Genomic DNA, 18,416 nt, shown 5'->3' on the forward strand with positions numbered 1-18,416 from the left:
GCCGACATTTTACCATAGCGGCCCTGCCAAAATCCGCCGGCCCCCAGCCAGTTTGCGCGATTCGTTCTACAATCGGTGCATGAACAAAAGCGCAACGGCTCCCGCCGCCCACTTGACCCAGCGCCCGGCCCTGCTGGCCGGCCTGACCCTCGCCATCGCGGGCGCGGTGCTGTTTTCGGCCAAGGCCGTCCTGGCCAAGCTGATGTACCGCTACCAGGTCGACGCCGTTACCGTGATCGCTTTCCGCATGCTGTTCTCGCTGCCGGTGTTCGCCGCTGTCGCGCTCTGGAAGATGCGCACCGAGGCGCCGCTGTCGCCGGCCGACCGCTGGCGCCTGGTGTTCCTGGGCGTGATCGGCTACTACCTCTCCAGCTACCTCGATTTTCTCGGCCTCCAGTTCATTTCGGTCGGGCTGGAACGCCTGATCCTGTTCCTCACGCCGACCTTCGTGCTGCTCATTACCTCGGTGTTCCTCAAGCGGCACATCAGCCGCATCGAGTGGCTGGCCCTCCTCGTATCCTACTGCGGCATCGTGCTGGTGTTCGTGCACGATCTTCACGGCGGCGCCGGCAGCACAGGACGCACCAGCGTCGGCGCGCTGCTGGTGCTCGGCTCGGCCCTGTCGTACGCGGTCTACCTCCTGATGTCGGGCGAGATGGTGCGCCGCATCGGCTCCCTGCGCCTGGTGGCGTATGCGATGTGCGTCTCGAGCGTGGTCTGCATCGGCCAGTTCTTCGTGCTGCGGCCCGTGTCCATGCTGGTCCAGCCGGCGGCGGTGTACTGGTACTCGCTGGCCAACGGGATTTTCTGCACCGTGCTGCCGGTGTTCATGACCATGGTCGCGGTGCAGCGCATCGGCGCCTCCACCGCTTCGCAGGCCGGCATGATCGGCCCCGTCTCGACCCTGTTCCTCGGCGCGCTGGTACTGGGCGAGCCGATCACCGCCGTGCAGGTGGGCGGCACCGCGATGGTCCTGGCGGGTATTTACATGCTGTCGAAGAAGAAATAGTCACCGTCGTTTCCATCCACCGGCCCTTACGAAAGCAAGCGCATGACGCAATTGACCAAGCCCCGCATCGCCCTGATCGCCCACGACAAGAAGAAGGACGACATGATCGTGCTCGCCGCCGAGTACATCGATTTCCTGCGCGGCTGCCAGCTGATGGCGACCGGCACCACCGGCGCGCGCCTGATCAAGGAGCTCGGGCTGGCGGTCGAACGCAAGGAGTCCGGCCCGTTCGGCGGCGACCTGCAGATCGGCGCGGCCCTGGTCGAGGGCCAGATCGACGCGGTGGTGTTCCTGCGCGACCCGATGACGCCGCAGCCGCACGAGCCGGACATCAACGCGCTGGTGCGCGCCTGCGACGTGCACAATGTGGCCTGCGCCACCAATCTGTCGAGTGCCCATTTGCTGCTCTCGCAGCTCAGGCTCGCGACCGCAAAACCAACCCAGGGAACAGACAGGAGTCCAGCATGATGGCAAAAGCAATCCGTATCAACCGCACCGGCGGCCCCGAAGTGATGGAATACGTCGATGTGGAGGTGGGCGAGCCGGGACCGGGCGAAGCGCGCGTGCGCCACGCCGCCTGCGGCGTCAATTTCATCGATGTGTACTTCCGCACCGGTTTGTATCCGCAGCCGCTGCCGGCGGGGCTGGGCATGGAAGGCGCCGGCGTGGTCGAGGCGGTGGGCGAGGGCGTCACCGAGGTGGCCGTGGGCGACCGCGTGGCCTACGCGGGCCGTCCGAACGGGGCCTATTCCGACGTGCGCAACCTGCCGTCCGCGCTGCTGCTGCGTCTTCCCGACGCGATTTCGTTCGAAACCGGCGCCGCCATGATGCTGCAGGGGCTGACCGTGCAGTACCTGTTCCGCCGCACCGTGCCGCTCAAGCGCGGCGACACCATCCTGTTCCACGCGGCGGCCGGCGGCGTGGGCCTGATCGCGTCGCAATGGGCGCGCGCGTTGGGCGTGAACATGATCGGCACCGTCGGTTCCGACGAAAAGGCGGCGCTGGCCAAGGCCAGCGGCTGCAGCCACGTCATCAACTACAACACCGAGGATTTCGTGGCGCGCGTGATGGAAATCACCAATGGCGAGAAGGTCTCGGTGGTGTACGACTCGATCGGCAAGGATACCTTCACCAAGTCGCTCGACTGCCTGCGCCCGCTCGGCATGATGGTCAGCTTCGGCAGTGCGTCCGGCCCGGTGCCCGATTTTTCGCTGGCCGAACTGTCCGCGCGCGGCTCGCTGTTCATTACCCGTCCGACCCTGTTCAGCTACGCCGCCAGGCGCGCCGACCTGGAAGCCATGGCCGCCGATCTGTTCGCGGTGGTTGCCAGCGGCGACGTGAAGATCGATATCAACCAGACCTACAAACTGGCCGATGCCGCGCAGGCGCACATCGACCTGGAAGCGCGCAAGACGACCGGCTCGTCGATCCTGGTGCCATGAGCGCGCCCGACGACGATGGTTCGCCCAAGTTCGGCCGCCTGTTGATCGGGCTTGTGCTGGCGGTGCTGCTCATCGTGGGCATCACGTTCGGCTCGCAGGCGTGGCTCGGCCATCCATAGAAAGCCGGCCGCACAAGGAAAAACGCGCTCCGTGGAGCGCGTTTTTTCGTGAAGGGCAGGCGTATCAGCGTTCGCGTTTGAGTTCGACCCGCCTGGCCACACCGCTCACGCCCGGGAATTCGGCAAAGGCGCTTTGCACCAGTGCGGGCATGAGCGCCGGCGTGGACATTTCGCGGCTCATGTTATGCACGGTGACGTCGAACAGGCGCTTGCCGCCGGGGATAGCCTTGATCGCCACCTGCAGCTCGCGCCGGTACTGGTGGTCGATGCGCTCGCGGTACATCGGCGCGCCGCTCCAGAACGGATCGTAGAAGGGGCTGTGCCAGCCGCCCCAGTAGCGCCGCGCGCCCCAGTAGCGGCCGCGGTAGCCGTAGCCATAGCCGCCGAAAGCGAAACGCGGGTGCGGGATGAAGAAGGGATCGACCACCTCCACCACGCGCACCGGCACGTCGGTGGTGGTGAATTTCATCGAGATTTTCAGGGTCGGCTTGCCGCTTTCGCCGGCGTCCTGGAAACCGAGGCGCGCCAGCTGGCCGCGCACCAGGTTCTGGTAGCTGCGCAGTTCGAGCGTGTCGTCCTGCACCGGCGGCGCCTCGAACACATAGGTTTTATCCTGCAGCTCGGCCGGCCACTGGTGAAAGGTGGTCACATTGCTGCGGATCGTCGTCGCGCAGCCTCCCAGCAGCAAGGTCAGTGCCGCACCGGCGGCCATCAATAATCGTCTCATCGCATTACTCCCATACTCAAAACGGATTTCACCGAAGCTAACTTTATGGTTCACAGTCTATTTTCGCAGAATTTTTACAAGTTGTTACCCGGTACACACTGCGATACAGGCAATGAGGAACGGCGCAACGTTGCGGTATTGGTAAAATAGGCACCCGACTCACCGTCCTTCCCGAGATCCCATGCGCACAGACACTCCGCAAACCATCTATCGCAAAGATTACACCCCGCCCGGCTTTTTGGTGGAAACGGTCGAACTTGGCTTTGATCTCGACCCGGAACGCACCATCGTCGCCAGCCGCCTGACCATGAGCCGCAATCCCGAGAGCAAGGTACGCGAGATTGAGTTGCATGGGGAAAATATTGTCCTGGTCGCGCTGCGGATGAACGGCAAGACCCTGTCCAAGCGCGAATACCGCCTGGACGACAAGATGCTGGTCATTTCCAACGCGCCCGACGAGGTCACCTTGGAAATTGAAACCCTGACCGCACCCGTCAAGAACACGACCTTGAACGGGTTGTACGTGTCTAACGGCAACTTTTTTACGCAATGCGAGGCTGAAGGTTTCCGCAACATCACGTATTTCCCCGACCGTCCCGACGTGATGGCGAAATACACGGTGATGCTGCGCGCCGACAAGGCGGCCTATCCGGTGCTGCTATCGAACGGCAACCTGATCGAAGAGGGCGATCTGGGCGATGGCCGCCATTTCGCCAAGTGGGAAGACCCGTTCAAGAAGCCGTCCTACCTGTTCGCCCTGGTGGCGGCGCGCCTGGTGTGCCAGGAGGAAACCTTCAAGCTGGCCGACGGCCGCTCGGCCCTGCTGCAGGTGTGGGTGGAAGAGGGCAATCTCGACAAGACCGATTACGCCATGCAGTCGCTCAAGAACAGCATTCGCTGGGATGAAGAGCGTTTCGGGCTCGAACTCGACCTGGACCGCTTCATGATCGTGGCGGTGGGCGACTTCAATATGGGTGCGATGGAAAACAAGGGCCTGAACATCTTCAACACCAAGTTCGTGCTGGCCAATCCGCGCGTGGCCACCGACATCGACTACGCCGGCATCGAGGCCGTGGTCGGACACGAATATTTCCACAACTGGACCGGCAACCGCATCACGTGCCGCGACTGGTTCCAGCTGTCGCTGAAAGAAGGGCTGACGGTATTTCGCGACCAGGAGTTTTCAGCCGATATGATCGGCACCGAGAGCGGGCGCGCGGTCACCCGCATCGACCAGGTGCGCACCTTGCGCCAGGCCCAGTTCCCGGAAGACGCGGGGCCGATGGCGCATCCGGTGCGTCCCGACTCTTTTGTGGAGATCAATAACTTCTATACCGTCACCGTGTACGAAAAAGGCGCGGAAGTGGTGCGCATGTACCAGACCCTGCTCGGGCGCGAGCGCTTCCGCAAGGGCATGGACCTGTATTTCGAGCGGCACGACGGCCAGGCCGTGACCTGCGACGACTTCCGCGCCGCGATGGCCGACGCCGGCGGGCGCGATCTGACCCAGTTCGAGCGCTGGTACAGCCAGGCCGGCACGCCGGTGGTGCGCGCCGAAGGCCGCTACGACGCCGACGCGCTCACCTACGAGCTGACCCTGACCCAACGCTGTCCGGCCACGCCCGGGCAGGAAAACAAGCTGCCGTTTCATATTCCGGTGGCCGTGGGCCTCTTGGGCGCCGACGGGCGCGACCTGCACCTGAACGTCGATGGCCTCGATGCCGTCACCGCGGTGCTGGAACTGACCGAAGAAACGCGCACCTTCCGCTTTACCGGCGTGAAGGAAGCGCCGACGCCATCGATCCTGCGCGATTTTTCCGCGCCCGTGGTGCTCGAATACGACTACACCGACGCCGAACTGCTGCACCTGTTCAGCCATGACAGCGACCCGGTCAACCGCTGGGAAGCCGGCCAGCGCCTGGCGATGGCGCGCCTGCTCAAGCTGACCGATGCCGTGGCCACGGGCGATACGTTGACCCTCGACACTACCTTCATCGAGGCGCTGCGCAAGATCCTGGCCGACGAATCGCTCGATGCCGCCTTCCGCGAACAAGCCTTGCTGCTGCCGTCCGAAACCATGATGGCCGAGCAGATGCACGTGGTCAATCCGCAGGCCATCCACCAGGCACGCCAGTTGGTGCGGCGCACCATCGGCCATGCGCTGCGCGTCGACTTGCGCGCCCAGTACGACGCCAACCAGACGCCGGGCGCATACAGCCCCGACGCCCTGTCGGCGGGGCGGCGCGGCCTGAAAAACCTGGCCCTGGCTTACCTTGCGTCCACCTCCAGCGAGGACAGCATCGCCCTGGCGCAGGCGCAGTTCGACAACGCCGGCAATATGACCGACCGGGTAGCCGCGCTGGCGGCCCTGATCCATGCGGGCGCCGCCTCGGCGCAGGCCGCGCTGCAGTCGTTCTACGCGGACTTCGACAACGAGGCGCTGGTGATCGACAAGTGGTTCGCGATGCAGGCGTCGGCCCCGGCGACCGACGTCGCCGCGGTGCGCGACTTGATGCGCCATGCGGCCTTCAACATCAAGAACCCGAACCGCGCGCGCAGCCTGGTATTTACTTTCTGCGTCGGCAATCCGTCGCAGTTCCATGCGCCGGACGGCAGCGGCTACGCGTTCTGGGCCGAGCAGGTCATCGCGCTCGACGCCTTGAATCCGCAGGTGGCCAGCCGCCTGGCGCGCTCCATGGACCGCTGGCGCAGGTACGCGCCGGCGCTGCAGGCGCAGATGAAGAAGGCCTTGCAGAAGGTCGCCGGCGTGAAAAAATTATCGAACGACGTGCGCGAGGTGGTGAGCAAGGCGCTTGCCAACTGATGCTGTCATCCGCAAAGAATGTAAACAAACCAAAGGGAAGTGAATGAAACGCGTCAGTCTCACGCAACACCTGGTCGAAGAACAACGGCTGCATAACTCCATCCCGGCCGAACTGCGCCTGCTGATCGAAGTGGTGGCACGCGCCTGCAAGACCATCAGCCATTCGGTCGGCAAGGGAGCGCTCGGCGATATCCTCGGCAGCGCCGACACCGAGAACATCCAGGGCGAAGTGCAGAAAAAGCTCGACGTGATCTCCAACGAGATCCTGCTCGAAGCGAACGAATGGGGCGGCCACCTGGCGGCCATGGCGTCGGAAGAGATGGAATCGATCCATCCGATCCCGAACCGCTATCCCATGGGCGAGTACATGCTCTTGTTCGACCCGCTCGACGGCTCGTCCAACATCGACGTGAACGTCTCGATCGGCACCATCTTCTCGGTACTGAAGGCGCCGGAAGGCATGGGCACGCCGACCGAAGCGGACTTCATGCAGGCTGGCAGCATGCAGGTCGCCGCCGGCTACGCCGTGTACGGCCCGCAGACCATGCTGGTGCTCACCACCGGCAATGGCGTGAATTGCTTCACCCTGGACCGCGAAATGGGCTCGTGGGTGCTGACCCAGCGCCACATGATGATTCCCGAGGCGACCAAGGAATTCGCGATCAATATGTCGAACTCGCGCCACTGGCATGCGCCGGTACAGCGCTATGTCGACGAGCTGCTGGCCGGGTCGACCGGCGTGCGCGGCAAGGATTTCAACATGCGCTGGATCGCCTCGATGGTGGCCGACGTGCACCGCATCCTGAACCGCGGCGGCATCTTCATGTACCCGGCCGATACGCGCGACACCTCGATGCCGGGCAAGCTGCGCCTGATGTACGAAGCCAATCCGATGGCAATGATCGTCGAGCAGGCCGGCGGCGCCGCGACCGACGGGCGTACCCGTATCCTGGATATCGCCCCGCACAAGCTGCACCAGCGGGTGCCCGTGTTCCTGGGCTCGAAGAGCGAAGTCGAGCGCGTGAGCAGCTATCACGCCGAGTAAAAGTGGTCTTTTTCACAAAAAAGTAAAAGAACGCGCATTCGCACTAGCAATTTTGCAGCGTTCTTTGCTAGAATACGCGTCTTCGCCGATTTAGCTCAGTTGGTAGAGCAGCACATTCGTAATGTGAAGGTCGCCAGTTCGATTCCGGCAATCGGCACCAGGTACATAGCAGCAAGTCAGAACCCGCACGCCTCACGGCGTAGCGGGTTTTTTCTTGTGGGTGTTGGCTGTCCAATGGGCGTCAAGAACGCGTGTTGGAGCCGGTGCATGCGCGCACCGGCTATGAATATTCGGCCGACTAATTATGAAGGCAAGTAGTCCGGCTGATAATTTTCGCCGCGATTGCGTGTGCCAGGCCCATAAAAATGCCCGCACAGGGCGGGCCTGGCGGAGATAGGTCGACGGGTGACGACCTGCAATGGCGTGTCCGCCGCACTCCTCAGACGCGATTCATCAGCGTGCGCGCTTCCTGGCGCACCACGCGTCCGACGATGATGCATTCGCCGCCGCGGCAGGCGCGCCGGTGGTACGCCGGGTCCGGATTCATGGAAGATAGATACCATTCGCGGCCGTCGCGCACCAGTTGCTTGACCACGGCTTCGCCATCGAAATTAACCGCGTACAACTCGTTGTTGATCGGTTTGGTGTCGGCGATATTAATGACCACGACATCGCCTTCGATCATCAGCGGCCACATGCTGTCGCCCTTGACGCTGATGGCCAGCAGGCATTGCGGCACCAGGTCGTTTTTCTCGATGAAGCGGCGCGGCAGATTGATGGTCGTGTCGGTGTGGTCCTCCTGCGAGGCCTCGAAGCCCATGACACCGGCGCGCAGCGTCAGGCTGACCTTCTTGATGGGAATGTATTCGTCCTGATCTGCATCGATCGTGATGCGCCTGCCGACGAGACGGAAATCGTTCTCGCGCGACTGCGCCATGGCCATCGCATCCTTGGCGGCGGCGTAGTCGTCCGCATGCGCGGCCAGCGCCGTACTGAAGGACGAGATCGGCACGCCCAGCAGCTTCGAAAACTTGATGGCGACGTCGATATTCAATGGAATTTTTCCGTTGAGATATTGGTTCAACGCGCTTTGGCCAAATTCCATCTGGTTGGCGGCGGCTTCCTGGGACGCGGGCAGCCCTTGGCTGCGGCGCGCGTGTTGCCACTCAATGAAGAGTTGCTTGAGCTGCGCTGCTTCCGCAAGCTCGTGTTGGTTTAGGGGGAGGGCTGGCATAGACCGAACAATATAAGGAAAACTAATAAAATGCAATCAGTCTGACTGTTGACAAGATCGATTAGTAAGACTAATATAGTGGTCATGAACACAACGAAACCTGTCCGGGGCTTGCGCAATCAGTCACAGCGATGGGTTTGCCTTACCCGTGCCCGCGCACCTTGATGCCCGCCGGGCCTGACCCGGCAGTTCGACCAGTTTGACCCCAAGTCCGGCGCCATTGCCAGTTGCGATGGCGGCCGTCCCGCCACGCCCGCGCCAGCGGCAGGCATTCCACCAAGGAGAACAGATGACCGTCCAACCAGAACTCAATCATGAAGCGCGCCAGTTGCTCGCCATCGCGTGCGCCTGGCGAGCGAGCCGCAACGCCACCATCGCCGCCGGTGGCGTGATCGGGGAATTGACCGCGCTGCGCCACCGCCTCGACAGCGATGCCCTGGCCCAAGCCATCGACACTTACTGGAGGGCAGCATGAGACGTCATCTGGTCGATCAACTTCGCTACAACATTTTGGCCGCACTCGCGCACGGGCCCACGCAAGTCGCCCCGCTGGCCCAACGCCTGGGCGCCGATGCCGAAAAAGTGCGCCAGCAATGCCTGGAGCTGTTCCGCGAAGGGGCCATCGGGCGCGATCCGCGCACCCGGCGCGCACGCATGGTGTACCGGGCCGGCGGCCTGCCCGATCCCGCCGAGGCGGATCCGCACCCGATCCAGCGCGTCCTGGCCTCAGAATGGAAGGGCCACCCCTACCGCGATCCGCTGGTTGCTGCGCTGTTCGGCCCGACGGGAAGGGCGCATGGGGCCGGCTTTGGCTTGTAGCACCATGGCGGCCATCGGGCCGACTGCCAGCCGATTGCGCGCGTCGCAGGCCGCTGAGGCCAGGGCGCGCTCGCATGGCGCGGGCCAGCCGCACCAGCCCGGGTCCTAGCGCCGCCGGCCAACTGCGCCATACGCGAGGACAAGATGCGGGTCAGGCGCGCTGGCGCACGCATGCAGACGCGGACCGCCCGCACCGGCCCACGCGGACCAGCGCACGGCCACACCGGCGCACGCGGACCGGCCACACCGCCCCACGCGGACCAGTCGCACTGGCGTTCTCTGGTCCTCGACCAGTGTGTGCCGACAAGCTGCGCCAACGCGCCAGCGGCCAGTGCGCACTGGCACGCCGCGGACCCCACTGCGCCAGCGAGCCGCTGGCCAGCTTTGCCAACATGCGCCCCTGAAGCGCCACTGGCACCCACCACGCCGCTGTCGCATCGCGGTTCCGGCAAAGGCAAGCCCATGGAATACATAAAAAGTCTTTTCGACGGCATTTCGTACGGTCTTGCTGTCAGCACTTTTCTGGGATTTCTGCCGCCCTTCGCGGCGCTCGTATCGATTCTGTGGATCGGGTTCCAGTTTTATCATTCGGAACCGATGAGGGCGCACCGCGCCAGACGAGCGCACGGAAAATGCGAGTAGCTGGCCACGCCCTCTGTCGCTTTACCTCATGGACGACAGCGGGCCCGGCACTGCCTGCCTGTTGTCAAGCGCCCGGGCTGACTGTCGCTCCGCACCTGCCACGCCCTTGATCGAGTCGCGTGATCTACTCATCTTGCGCCCGTACCGGCAGGCGCCAGTAACGCCCGTTTGAGGCTGCGCAAAGCGCCCAACGTCCGCCTGCCTGTCGTCCTGCACAACGATGCCTCCCGGCATGCATGGCAACTCTGTTAGTCACCGCACAGTGAACAAAGAGTAATCGTTATATTTTTTGTATTCGGCGTCCCCAAGGCGTCACCACCGCGCTGGTATAAAACTTTTAGAGGAATGGATCATGGACAATCAGAAATCGAATGGCGGCAACGGAAGCAATATTGGTAACGAAGGTTCGGGCAGCAGCATGGGCAAGGATCTCGGTGCAGGCCGCAGCGATGGCAACAAGAGTAACGACAACAACAAAGGCAGCGATCTGAGCAGGAGCGCGACCGACATGCACAAAACCATCGACAAGGCAGCCGACGCTGCCCAGCCAGTGGTCGACCGCCTGGCATCCAGCGCGCACGCCGGCGTCGATAAAGTCAGCGGTGCCCTGAACGGCGTCAGCGGCCGCGTGGACGAAAAAGCCCGCCAGTTGACCGATGCCTATAAAAATTTCGCAGAAACCGGGCGCGACTATGTCCGCACCAGCCCGGCGACCTCGGTGCTGGTCGCCCTGGGCATCGGCTACACGCTGTCGAAACTGCTGGGCCGTCGTCACTGATCAGCGCGCTCATGCGCTGAGATGACCCGGCCGGCTCACGCCGCCCGGGTCAAGTCCGTACGTCCCTACATTCCCGTTTTGATCGTTTCGCTACCATGCCCAGGCAGGTGGTGTCGCATTCCCGCGCCGGTCTCTCGTCAAACACATTCTAGTTGAGGTATTTAATGGTCACACGCAAGAAAACTGGCGCCACGGAAGATGGTGCCGGCTCCATCCTGAGCACCGTCTCCGGTCCCTCGAACGCCCAGCCTCCAGGCAGCCTGGGCAGCAGCGATCCGACCGCCGGGCAGCTTCTGATCAAAACCGTTGCCGGTCAACAGCTCGCAGCCGCGATGCCCTTCAATCCGAACAAGCCAGCCGAGTACGGCGACGCCTCGCGCACGCCGCAGCCTGGCGCGACGGCCGAGCCATCGACGCCGGCCGCTACCGGCAGCACCAGCACCGAAACCATCGCGTCCGGCAAGCTCGGCGCCGGCGTGCCGCCCGTCGGTGCGAACCCGACCGTGGGCCCGCTCGACCGCGTGCGCGTCGACGGCGGCGGCCAGCGCCTGACCACCAACCAGGGCGTGCCGATCGCCGATAACCAGCATTCGCTCAAGATCGGCCTGCGCGGGCCGACCGCGATGGAAGACTTCATCCTGCGCGAAAAAATCACCCATTTCGACCACGAGCGCATTCCCGAGCGCGTGGTGCACGCGCGCGGCTCGGCTGCCCACGGCTATTTTGAAAGTTACCAGGACCTGGGCGCAGTGACCCGCGCCTCGCTGTTTGCCCAGCCCGGCAAGCGCACTCCCGTCTTCACCAGGTTTTCGACCGTCGCCGGCGAAAGAGGTTCCTCCGATACCGTGCGCGATGTGCGCGGCTTCGCCGTCAAGTTTTACACCGATGAAGGCAACTGGGATCTGGTGGGCAATAACATGCCCGTCTTCTTCATCCAGGATGCGATGAAATTTCCGGACCTGGTGCACTCGGTCAAGCCCGAGCCGCACCACGCCATGCCGCAAGCCTCGAGCGCCCACGATACCTTCTGGGACTTCGTGTCCCTGATGCCCGAATCGACCCACATGCTGCTGTGGCAAATGTCGGACCGCGCGATTCCGCGCAGCTACCGCACCATGCAGGGTTTCGGCGTGCACACCTTCCGCCTGGTCAATGCGGCAGGCGCGTCGGTGTTCTGCAAATTCCACTGGACCCCGCTGCAGGGCACGCACTCGCTGGTCTGGGACGAGGCCGCCAAGCTGGTGGGGGCCGATCCCGATTATCACCGCCGCGACCTGTGGGAAGCCATCGACAGCGGCAATTTCCCCGAGTGGGAGCTGGCGCTGCAAATTTTCACCGAAGAGCAGGCCGAATCGTTCGCTTTCGACGTGCTCGATCCGACCAAGATCGTGCCCGAGGAACTGGTTCCATTGACGCCGGTCGGCAAGATGGTGCTCAACCGTAACCCGGATAACTTCTTCGCCGAAACGGAACAAGTGGCCTTCTGTACCGCCCACATCGTGCCCGGCATCGATTTCAGTAACGATCCGCTGCTGCAAGGGCGTATCCATTCCTACCTCGATACCCAGATCAGCCGCCTGGGTGGTGCGAACTTCCATGAAATTCCGGTCAATTCGCCGGTGACGCAGGTGCAGAACAACCAGCGTGACGGCATGCACCGCCAGGCCATCCACCGCGGCCGCGTCAATTACGAGCCGAACTCGCTCGCCGGCGGTTGCCCGTTCCAGGCCGGCATGAAAGGCGGCTTCACCAGCTTCCCGCAGACGATTTCGGAAGACAAGGTGCGCGGCAATCCGGAACTGTTCGCCGATCACTATTCCCAGGCGCGCCTGTTCTTTAACAGCCAGAGCCCGGTCGAACAGGCCCACATCGCCGCCGCCTTCCGCTTCGAGCTCACACGCGTGCAGACCCCGGCCGTGCGCGAGCGCGTGCTCGCTACCCTGGCCAATGTGAACCCGGTTTTGGCCGGTTCCGTTGCGGGCGGCCTGGGCATGGACGTGCCGCCGCCGCTGCCGCTGGCGACCGACCGTCCGCTGCACGAGTACGAGCCGTCGCCGGCCTTGTCGCTGCTCAGCCGTCCGGGCGAAACCGGCATCCGCACCCGCAAGGTGGCTGTGCTGGTCGCCAACGGCGTCGATGGCGCCATGGTGCGTGCCATCTACAGCTCGCTGCTGGAAGACGGCGCCGTGCCGCGCGTGGTCGGCAGCCAGCTGGGCAAGGTCAAGACCAGCGACGGCGCTACCCTCGACGTGGAAATCACGCTCGAAGCCGGTCCGTCCGTGCTGTACGACGCGGTGGTCGTGCCCGATGGCGAGGCGGCCATTTCCACGCTCAGCCGCGACGCGCATGCGCAGGACTTCGTGCGCGAGCAGTACCGTCACTGCAAGCCGATTTTGGTGGTCGGAGCCGGTGCCGCGCTGCTCAAGCACGCTGGCGTGCCGCCGGCGCTGCCGGACGGCTCGGCCGACCCGGCCCTGATCGGTACCGAAGGTGGCGCGCTGGCGCCGGCGCTGGCCGCGTTCAAGACGGCATTGGCCGGTCACCGCTCGTTCGCGCGCGAAACCGATCCGCCGAAAGTGTAAGCGGACAGACCAAAAAAAACGCCAGCAATGTGCTGGCGTTTTTTTTCGTCCCGGGAACTGCGTCGCGGATCAGCGGAAGGTGTCGTACTCGCCCTTGCGGCGACGCGACATGAAGCCGATCAGGCCCAGGCCGGCCAGCAGCATGGCATAGCTTTCCGGTTCCGGCACCGGGGTGGTCGGCACCAGGAAAGCGGTTTTGCCGACGTCGCGCGCGAAGATGGTCAGGTTCGAGTAATTCGACGCCTTGCCGCCCGGGTTGAGCGCATTCAGGGTCCAGTTGCCCGTGGTTTTCGCGCCGGCGCCGAGGATTTCATCATCGAACAGCCAGGCCGAGCTGCCGCCGCCGGTGTGCATCGCGAACACCAGGTCCAGCTTGACATTGTTTTTTACATCGTTGTTGGTGACGCTCCACGAACCGTTGCGGCCGTCGGTATTGTCGAAGGTGAAGGTCAGGTTGGTGCCCAGCTTGCTCGTCGAGATCGCCACGCCATTATCGGCCGTGCTGCCGAAGGCGGCGATCGAGGTCCAGCCCTGTTTCGAACCGTACAGCGCAAAGTCCTTGGCGAATCCGCTGCTGTTGCCTTTGCCCTGCTGGGGATTGACGCCGGCGGCATAGTCGACCGCGTCGGCGTGCACGCCGTTCAGGCTGACGTCGCCCTTGGCGGTCTTGCCGGCGCTGCCGTTAGCGGCATGCGCGGTGGTGGCGAACAGGACGGACGAGCAAAGCACTGCGCCCAAGCTAATCGTTTTAGCAATGTTTTTCATGTCGTTTCCGATGATTAGAAATTGATCGAGAAAGCATTGCGGGGGTTAGGCAGCGCTTGATGCAAATGCAGTAGTACAGGGCTAGATAGTACCGCACGTATTGATGAGATTCAAGTGAGAAAGTTATATTAACGTAATGAAACTAATTAAAATACAACCTTGCCCAATATATTACTTCCCCAAAATAACACATGGCCGCAAGCCGGCTTGGCGAATCAGGCTCAACGGCGGGAAGTATGGCGCTGGCGGGCCGCTCGGGAGGTGCCTGGCGCCGCATCGCAGCGCAGCGTAGAGCGTTGTTCCGATCCAACAAAAACGCCAGCGCGAGGCTGGCGTTGTTAACTGGCTGACCGCGACGGGATCAGTGGAACAGCGGCTGCGCGCTCTTGCGGCGACGCGACATGAAGCCCACCAGGCCCAGGCCGGCCAGCAGCATGGCATAGGTTTCCGGTTCCGGCACCGGCGTGGTCGGTACCTCGAAGGCGGTCTTGCTGACGTCGCGCGCGAAGATGGTCAGGTTCGCGTATTCGGCCTTGCTGCCGAACAGGTTCAGCGCGTTGAAGGTCCAGCTGCCGTTGCTGGTGGAACCGGCGGCCAGGGTTTCGTTGTCGAACAAAAAGGCCGAGCTGCCGACGCCGCCGTACATGGCGAACACGAGGTCGAGTTTGACATTGTTCTTCACATCGTTGTTGGCGACGGTCCACGAACCGTGGCGGCCATCGGTTTTGTCGAAGGTGAAGGTCAGGTTGGTGCCCAGCTTGTTCGTCGAGACGGCCACGCCATTGTCGGCCCTGGCGCCGAAGGCGGCGATCGAGGTCCAGCCCTGCTTCGAGCCGTACAGGGCGAAGTCGCTGGCAAAACCGCCGCTGCCACCCTTGGTGGCGAAAAAGCCCTGTGGATTGACCAGGAAGGCGTAGTCGGCCGCATCGGCGCTGGCGCCATTGAGCGTGACGTCGCTCTTGCTGGTATTGCCGGCCCAGGTCGCCTGTGCGCTCGAGGTAAACAGGACAGATGCGCAGAGAGCCGCGCCAATAGTAATATTTTTAGCAATGTTTTTCATGTCGTTTCCGATGAGGGAGAATAGTGGACAAGCATTGCGGGGATGAGGCAGCGCTTGGTGCAAATGCTGAAACGGGGGCGTAGTATAGGGCACGTATTGATAATATTCAAGCAAGAAAGTTATTATAACGCAATTTTCCTGATAAACATACAACACCCACGGGAAATGATGTTTCAATATGTAAAACGCCAGCGCGAGGCTGGCGTTTTCTCAATGCCGCTGGAACACGCGGCAAACTTCGTGGCTTACTTCATCACCTCCACCGCCGCGCTGCGGGCGCTACCTTTGTCGCGGCGCAGATAGCCCATGCCGGCCTTGAGCAAGTGCTCCAGGTCATCGATGTAGGTGAACACCGCCGGCACCACCAACAGGCTGAGCAAGGTCGACGTGATCAGTCCGCCGATCACGGCAATCGCCATCGGCGAGCGGAAGCTCGGGTCGGCGCCCCAGCCCAGCGCCAGCGGCATCATGCCGGCGCCCATGGCGATGGTGGTCATGATGATCGGGCGGCTGCGCTTGTGGCAAGCGTCGACCAGCGCGTCGAACCGGTCCATGCCGGCCTGGCGCGCCAGGATCGCATAATCGACCAGCAGGATCGAGTTCTTGGTCACGATCCCCATCAGCATGATCAGGCCGATCATCGATGGCATCGACAGCGCTTTCCCGGTCAGCAGCAGGGCCACGAAGGCGCCGCCGATCGACAGCGGCAGCGCCGCCAGAATGGTAATCGGCTGCATGAAGTCCTTGAACAGCAGCACCAGCACGCCATAGATGCACAGCACCCCGATCAGCATCGCCAGGCCGAAGCTGGCGAACAGCGCCTGCATCTCCTGGGCGTCGCCCAGTTCCGCGATCTTCACCGACGCCGGCAGGTTTTGCATCGACGGCAGCTTGCGCGCTTCTTCATTGACCTCGCCCAGCGAGCGGCCCGACAGCTCCACTTCCAGGGTGACGTTGCGGCTGCGATTGAGGCGGTCGATCTGCGCCGGACCGCTTTCCATCGTGATGCTGGCCACGTTGTCGAGCATGACCGGGCCGTTCTTGCCCGGCACCGTCAGCCGTCCCAGCGCCGACAGGTCGGCCCGCACCGCGTCGGGCAGCTTGACCCGGATCGGCACCTGGCGCTCGCTCAGGTTCATTTTCGTCAGCGCCGTATCGTAGTCGCCTGCGGTGGCCACGCGCACCGTCTCGCCGATGGCCGCCGCCGTCACGCCCATGTCGGCCGCCTTGGCAAAGTCAGGACGCACGATGATTTCCGGACGCACCAGCGAGGCGCTCGAACTGACATTGCCGATGCCCTTGAGCGTGCGCAGTTCGCGCTCCACCGCCTGCGCCGCGCCGGTCAGCGCCACCGGATCTTCGCTGCGCAGCACCAGCTGCATCTTCACGCCGGTATCCTGCGGGCCCACGTTGAATTTGGCGCCGGGGATCTGATCGAGCCTGGCGCGGATCTGGCGTTCCAGCTGGTCCATCGATTCCTTGCGGTCGTTGCGGTGCAGCGTGGTCAGGGTCAGCACCGCGCGGCGCGCTTCGGCCGAGGCGCCCGGAGCGAACGCGTCGCCGCTCGAACCGCCGCCGATCGAACTGAAAATGCCTTTGATGCCCGGCACTTCCATCGCCGCCACGCGGGCCCGTTCGGCCACGGCGCGCGTCTCGGCCAGGGTGGAACCCGGCGGCAGTTCGACGTTGATCATGGTCTGGGCGCGGTCGGCCGGCGGCACGAAGCCGGTCGGCAGCAGCGGCACCAGCATGATCGAACCGACGAAGAACAGGGCCGAGCCGATCGCCGTCACCAGGCGGTGTTTCAGGCACCACTTCATGGCCACCAAGTAGCGCTGCATTATCCAGCCGTCTTTTTCCTCTTCGTGCGGCAAGTCCTTCAGGATGTAGGCCGCCATCATCGGCGTGAGCAGACGCGCCACCACCAGCGAAGCGAGGATCGCCAGCACCGCGGTCCAGCCGAACTGCTTGAAGAACAGGCCCGGAATGCCGCCCATGAAGGCGGTCGGCAGGAACACCGCCACCAGCGCGAAGGTGGTGGCAATGACCGCCATGCCGATTTCATCGGCCGCTTCCATGGCCGCCTGCATCGGGCTTTTCCCCATGCGCAGGTGGCGCGAAATGTTTTCGATCTCGACGATCGCATCGTCCACCAGCACCCCCACCACCAGCGCCAGCGACAGCAGGGTCACGGTGTTGAGGGTGTAGCCGAACCAGTACTGGCCCAGGAAAGCGGGAATGACCGACAGCGGCAGCGCGGCGGCGGCCACCAGGGTGGCGCGCCAGTCGCGCAGGAACCACCACACCACCAGCACCGCCAGGATCGCGCCTTCGTACAGCAGCTCCATCGAGCCGTCGAAGTTCTCCTGCACCGGCTGGGCGTTGTCGATCACTTCCTTGATCGCCACGTTGGAATGCGCCGCCTGCAGCTCGGCGATGGCGGCGCGCGCGCCTTCGGCCACCGCGATTTCGCTGGCGCCCTTGGTGCGGAAAATCTCGAAGCCGACCACGCGCTTGCCATCCTGCTCGGCCACCGAACGCGGCTCGGCCACGGTATCGGTCACGGTCGCGATCTGCTCCAGGCGCACGCGCCGTCCGTCCGGCAGCGGAATATCCATCGCCGCCAGCTGATCGGCCGTCTGCACGGTGGCGATGGTGCGCACCGACTGCTCGGCGCCGGAGACGTCACCGCGTCCGCCCGGCGCTTCGCGCTGCACGCTGCGCAACTGGCGCGATACATCCACCGCCGCTACCTGCAGCGCCGCCATGCGGGCGTCGTCGAGTTCCACGCGGATCTCGCGGAACACGCCGCCGACGCGCTTGACCGCGCCCACGCCAGGTACATTCAACAGGCGCTTGGCGACCGAATTGTCGACGAACCAGCTCAGTTCCTGGTCGTCCAGCGGCACGCCGCCCTTGCCCGGCGCCGCGCTGGCGGTAAAGGTCATGATCACGCGGCCGGCCGTGGAAGCCTTGGTCACGGTCGGGTCGCGCATCTCGGCGGGCAGGTCGGCCTTGACCCGCGCCACCGCATCGCGCACGTCGTTCACGCCTTCCGCGATATTTTTCTCGAGGACGAATTCGACCGTCACGGTGGCCACGCCATCGAGCACCTTGGTGTAGATGTTCTTCACGCCTTGCAGCGTGGCGACCGAATCCTCGATCTTGCGCGCCACTTCCGTTTCCAGCTGCGCCGGCGCGGCGCCGTCGAGCGTGGCGGTGACGGTGACGATCGGCAGTTCGATATCCGGGAAATCCTGCACCGCATTGGCCTTGTAGGCCAGCAGGCCGGCCAGGGTCAGCAACGCGAACAGCATGATCGCCGGTATCGGGTTCTTGATTGATAGGGATGAAAAATTCATGAAGATTC

The 18,416-nt window shown here is 63.6% G+C and carries 15 protein-coding genes and 1 tRNA gene; 11 read left to right on the forward strand and 5 right to left on the reverse strand.

Annotated features, from left to right (window positions below):
* Nucleotides 1–79 precede the first annotated feature (79 nt).
* Genes RBA41_RS11420 through RBA41_RS11435 form a run of 4 tightly spaced genes read left to right on the forward strand, consistent with a single transcriptional unit; the run spans nt 80 to nt 2,570 of the window.
* Entirely contained in the window at nt 80–1,009 is a 930-nt protein-coding gene (locus RBA41_RS11420; protein WP_306623872.1) for a DMT family transporter, read from the forward strand.
* 42 nt (nt 1,010–1,051) lie between these two features.
* A complete protein-coding gene (locus RBA41_RS11425) occupies nt 1,052–1,477 on the forward strand; it encodes a methylglyoxal synthase (RefSeq protein WP_306623874.1) in 426 nt (141 codons plus the stop codon).
* Nucleotides 1,477–2,451 carry a quinone oxidoreductase family protein gene (locus RBA41_RS11430; protein WP_306624278.1) on the forward strand — a complete coding sequence of 325 codons (975 nt, stop codon included), beginning with the start codon at nt 1,477–1,479 and terminating at the stop codon, nt 2,449–2,451. The genes RBA41_RS11425 and RBA41_RS11430 overlap by 1 nt, the downstream gene beginning before the upstream one ends.
* Nucleotides 2,448–2,570: a hypothetical protein gene (locus RBA41_RS11435; RefSeq protein ID WP_306623876.1), complete on the forward strand. Its 123-nt coding sequence runs from the start codon at nt 2,448–2,450 to the stop codon at nt 2,568–2,570. Before RBA41_RS11430 ends, RBA41_RS11435 begins: the two co-directional genes overlap by 4 nt.
* 64 nt (nt 2,571–2,634) lie before the next feature.
* Here the strand turns inward: RBA41_RS11435 and RBA41_RS11440 are convergent, their stop codons facing one another.
* The gene (locus RBA41_RS11440; protein ID WP_306623878.1) at nt 2,635–3,297 is read right to left on the reverse strand and encodes a DUF4136 domain-containing protein; all 663 of its coding nucleotides are present in this window, start codon (nt 3,295–3,297) and stop codon (nt 2,635–2,637) included.
* A gap of 181 nt (nt 3,298–3,478) precedes the next feature.
* Here RBA41_RS11440 and pepN point away from each other — a divergent pair, with 181 nt between their 5' ends.
* The 3 genes from pepN (at nt 3,479) to RBA41_RS11455 (ending at nt 7,326) form a co-directional block, all read left to right on the forward strand.
* Nucleotides 3,479–6,121: an aminopeptidase N gene (gene pepN, locus RBA41_RS11445; RefSeq protein WP_306623880.1), complete on the forward strand. Its 2,643-nt coding sequence runs from the start codon at nt 3,479–3,481 to the stop codon at nt 6,119–6,121.
* A 43-nt stretch (nt 6,122–6,164) separates the two neighbouring features.
* Nucleotides 6,165–7,166: a class 1 fructose-bisphosphatase gene (locus tag RBA41_RS11450; protein ID WP_306623882.1), complete on the forward strand. Its 1,002-nt coding sequence runs from the start codon at nt 6,165–6,167 to the stop codon at nt 7,164–7,166.
* 84 nt (nt 7,167–7,250) lie between these two features.
* A tRNA-Thr gene (locus RBA41_RS11455) sits at nt 7,251–7,326 on the forward strand.
* Between the two features lie 279 nt (nt 7,327–7,605).
* On the opposite strand, the gene RBA41_RS11460 is transcribed toward RBA41_RS11455, so the two are convergent.
* A complete protein-coding gene (locus RBA41_RS11460; protein ID WP_306623884.1) occupies nt 7,606–8,400 on the reverse strand; it encodes a LexA family transcriptional regulator in 795 nt (264 codons plus the stop codon).
* A gap of 289 nt (nt 8,401–8,689) precedes the next feature.
* Here RBA41_RS11460 and RBA41_RS11465 point away from each other — a divergent pair, with 289 nt between their 5' ends.
* From RBA41_RS11465 to RBA41_RS11480, 4 genes are all read left to right on the forward strand, one after another.
* On the forward strand, nt 8,690–8,875 hold the full coding sequence (locus RBA41_RS11465) for a hypothetical protein (RefSeq protein WP_306623886.1): 186 nt from the start codon (nt 8,690–8,692) through the stop codon (nt 8,873–8,875).
* Entirely contained in the window at nt 8,872–9,219 is a 348-nt protein-coding gene (locus RBA41_RS11470; RefSeq protein ID WP_306623888.1) for a DprA-like winged helix domain-containing protein, read from the forward strand. Before RBA41_RS11465 ends, RBA41_RS11470 begins: the two co-directional genes overlap by 4 nt.
* 994 nt (nt 9,220–10,213) lie before the next feature.
* Entirely contained in the window at nt 10,214–10,639 is a 426-nt protein-coding gene (locus RBA41_RS11475) for an ElaB/YgaM/YqjD family protein (protein WP_306623890.1), read from the forward strand.
* A gap of 164 nt (nt 10,640–10,803) precedes the next feature.
* Nucleotides 10,804–13,221 (forward strand): catalase, encoded by a 2,418-nt coding sequence (locus RBA41_RS11480; RefSeq protein WP_306623892.1) that lies wholly within the window; start codon nt 10,804–10,806, stop codon nt 13,219–13,221.
* A gap of 69 nt (nt 13,222–13,290) precedes the next feature.
* Here RBA41_RS11480 and RBA41_RS11485 read toward each other — a convergent pair whose 3' ends face one another.
* The 3 genes from RBA41_RS11485 to RBA41_RS11495 form a co-directional block, all read right to left on the reverse strand.
* Nucleotides 13,291–13,986: a PEP-CTERM sorting domain-containing protein gene (locus tag RBA41_RS11485; protein ID WP_306623894.1), complete on the reverse strand. Its 696-nt coding sequence runs from the start codon at nt 13,984–13,986 to the stop codon at nt 13,291–13,293.
* 361 nt (nt 13,987–14,347) lie between these two features.
* Entirely contained in the window at nt 14,348–15,046 is a 699-nt protein-coding gene (locus RBA41_RS11490; RefSeq protein ID WP_306623896.1) for a PEP-CTERM sorting domain-containing protein, read from the reverse strand.
* 245 nt (nt 15,047–15,291) lie between these two features.
* Nucleotides 15,292–18,408, reverse strand: a complete 3,117-nt coding sequence (locus RBA41_RS11495; protein WP_306623898.1) for an efflux RND transporter permease subunit — start codon at nt 18,406–18,408, stop codon at nt 15,292–15,294.
* Nucleotides 18,409–18,416 lie beyond the last annotated feature (8 nt).

This window comes from Massilia scottii, assembly GCF_030846495.1.
GTDB classification, from domain to species: domain Bacteria; phylum Pseudomonadota; class Gammaproteobacteria; order Burkholderiales; family Burkholderiaceae_D; genus Telluria_A; species Telluria_A violaceinigra.

Coding starts and splice junctions, on each gene's coding strand:
- RBA41_RS11420 (WP_306623872.1), top strand. CDS start 80: ATGAACAAAAGCGCAACGGCTCCCGCCGCCCACTTGACCCAGCGCCCG.
- RBA41_RS11425 (WP_306623874.1), top strand. CDS start 1,052: ATGACGCAATTGACCAAGCCCCGCATCGCCCTGATCGCCCACGACAAG.
- RBA41_RS11430 (WP_306624278.1), top strand. CDS start 1,477: ATGGCAAAAGCAATCCGTATCAACCGCACCGGCGGCCCCGAAGTGATG.
- RBA41_RS11435 (WP_306623876.1), top strand. CDS start 2,448: ATGAGCGCGCCCGACGACGATGGTTCGCCCAAGTTCGGCCGCCTGTTG.
- RBA41_RS11440 (WP_306623878.1), bottom strand. CDS start 3,297: ATGAGACGATTATTGATGGCCGCCGGTGCGGCACTGACCTTGCTGCTG.
- pepN (WP_306623880.1), top strand. CDS start 3,479: ATGCGCACAGACACTCCGCAAACCATCTATCGCAAAGATTACACCCCG.
- RBA41_RS11450 (WP_306623882.1), top strand. CDS start 6,165: ATGAAACGCGTCAGTCTCACGCAACACCTGGTCGAAGAACAACGGCTG.
- RBA41_RS11460 (WP_306623884.1), bottom strand. CDS start 8,400: ATGCCAGCCCTCCCCCTAAACCAACACGAGCTTGCGGAAGCAGCGCAG.
- RBA41_RS11465 (WP_306623886.1), top strand. CDS start 8,690: ATGACCGTCCAACCAGAACTCAATCATGAAGCGCGCCAGTTGCTCGCC.
- RBA41_RS11470 (WP_306623888.1), top strand. CDS start 8,872: ATGAGACGTCATCTGGTCGATCAACTTCGCTACAACATTTTGGCCGCA.
- RBA41_RS11475 (WP_306623890.1), top strand. CDS start 10,214: ATGGACAATCAGAAATCGAATGGCGGCAACGGAAGCAATATTGGTAAC.
- RBA41_RS11480 (WP_306623892.1), top strand. CDS start 10,804: ATGGTCACACGCAAGAAAACTGGCGCCACGGAAGATGGTGCCGGCTCC.
- RBA41_RS11485 (WP_306623894.1), bottom strand. CDS start 13,986: ATGAAAAACATTGCTAAAACGATTAGCTTGGGCGCAGTGCTTTGCTCG.
- RBA41_RS11490 (WP_306623896.1), bottom strand. CDS start 15,046: ATGAAAAACATTGCTAAAAATATTACTATTGGCGCGGCTCTCTGCGCA.
- RBA41_RS11495 (WP_306623898.1), bottom strand. CDS start 18,408: ATGAATTTTTCATCCCTATCAATCAAGAACCCGATACCGGCGATCATG.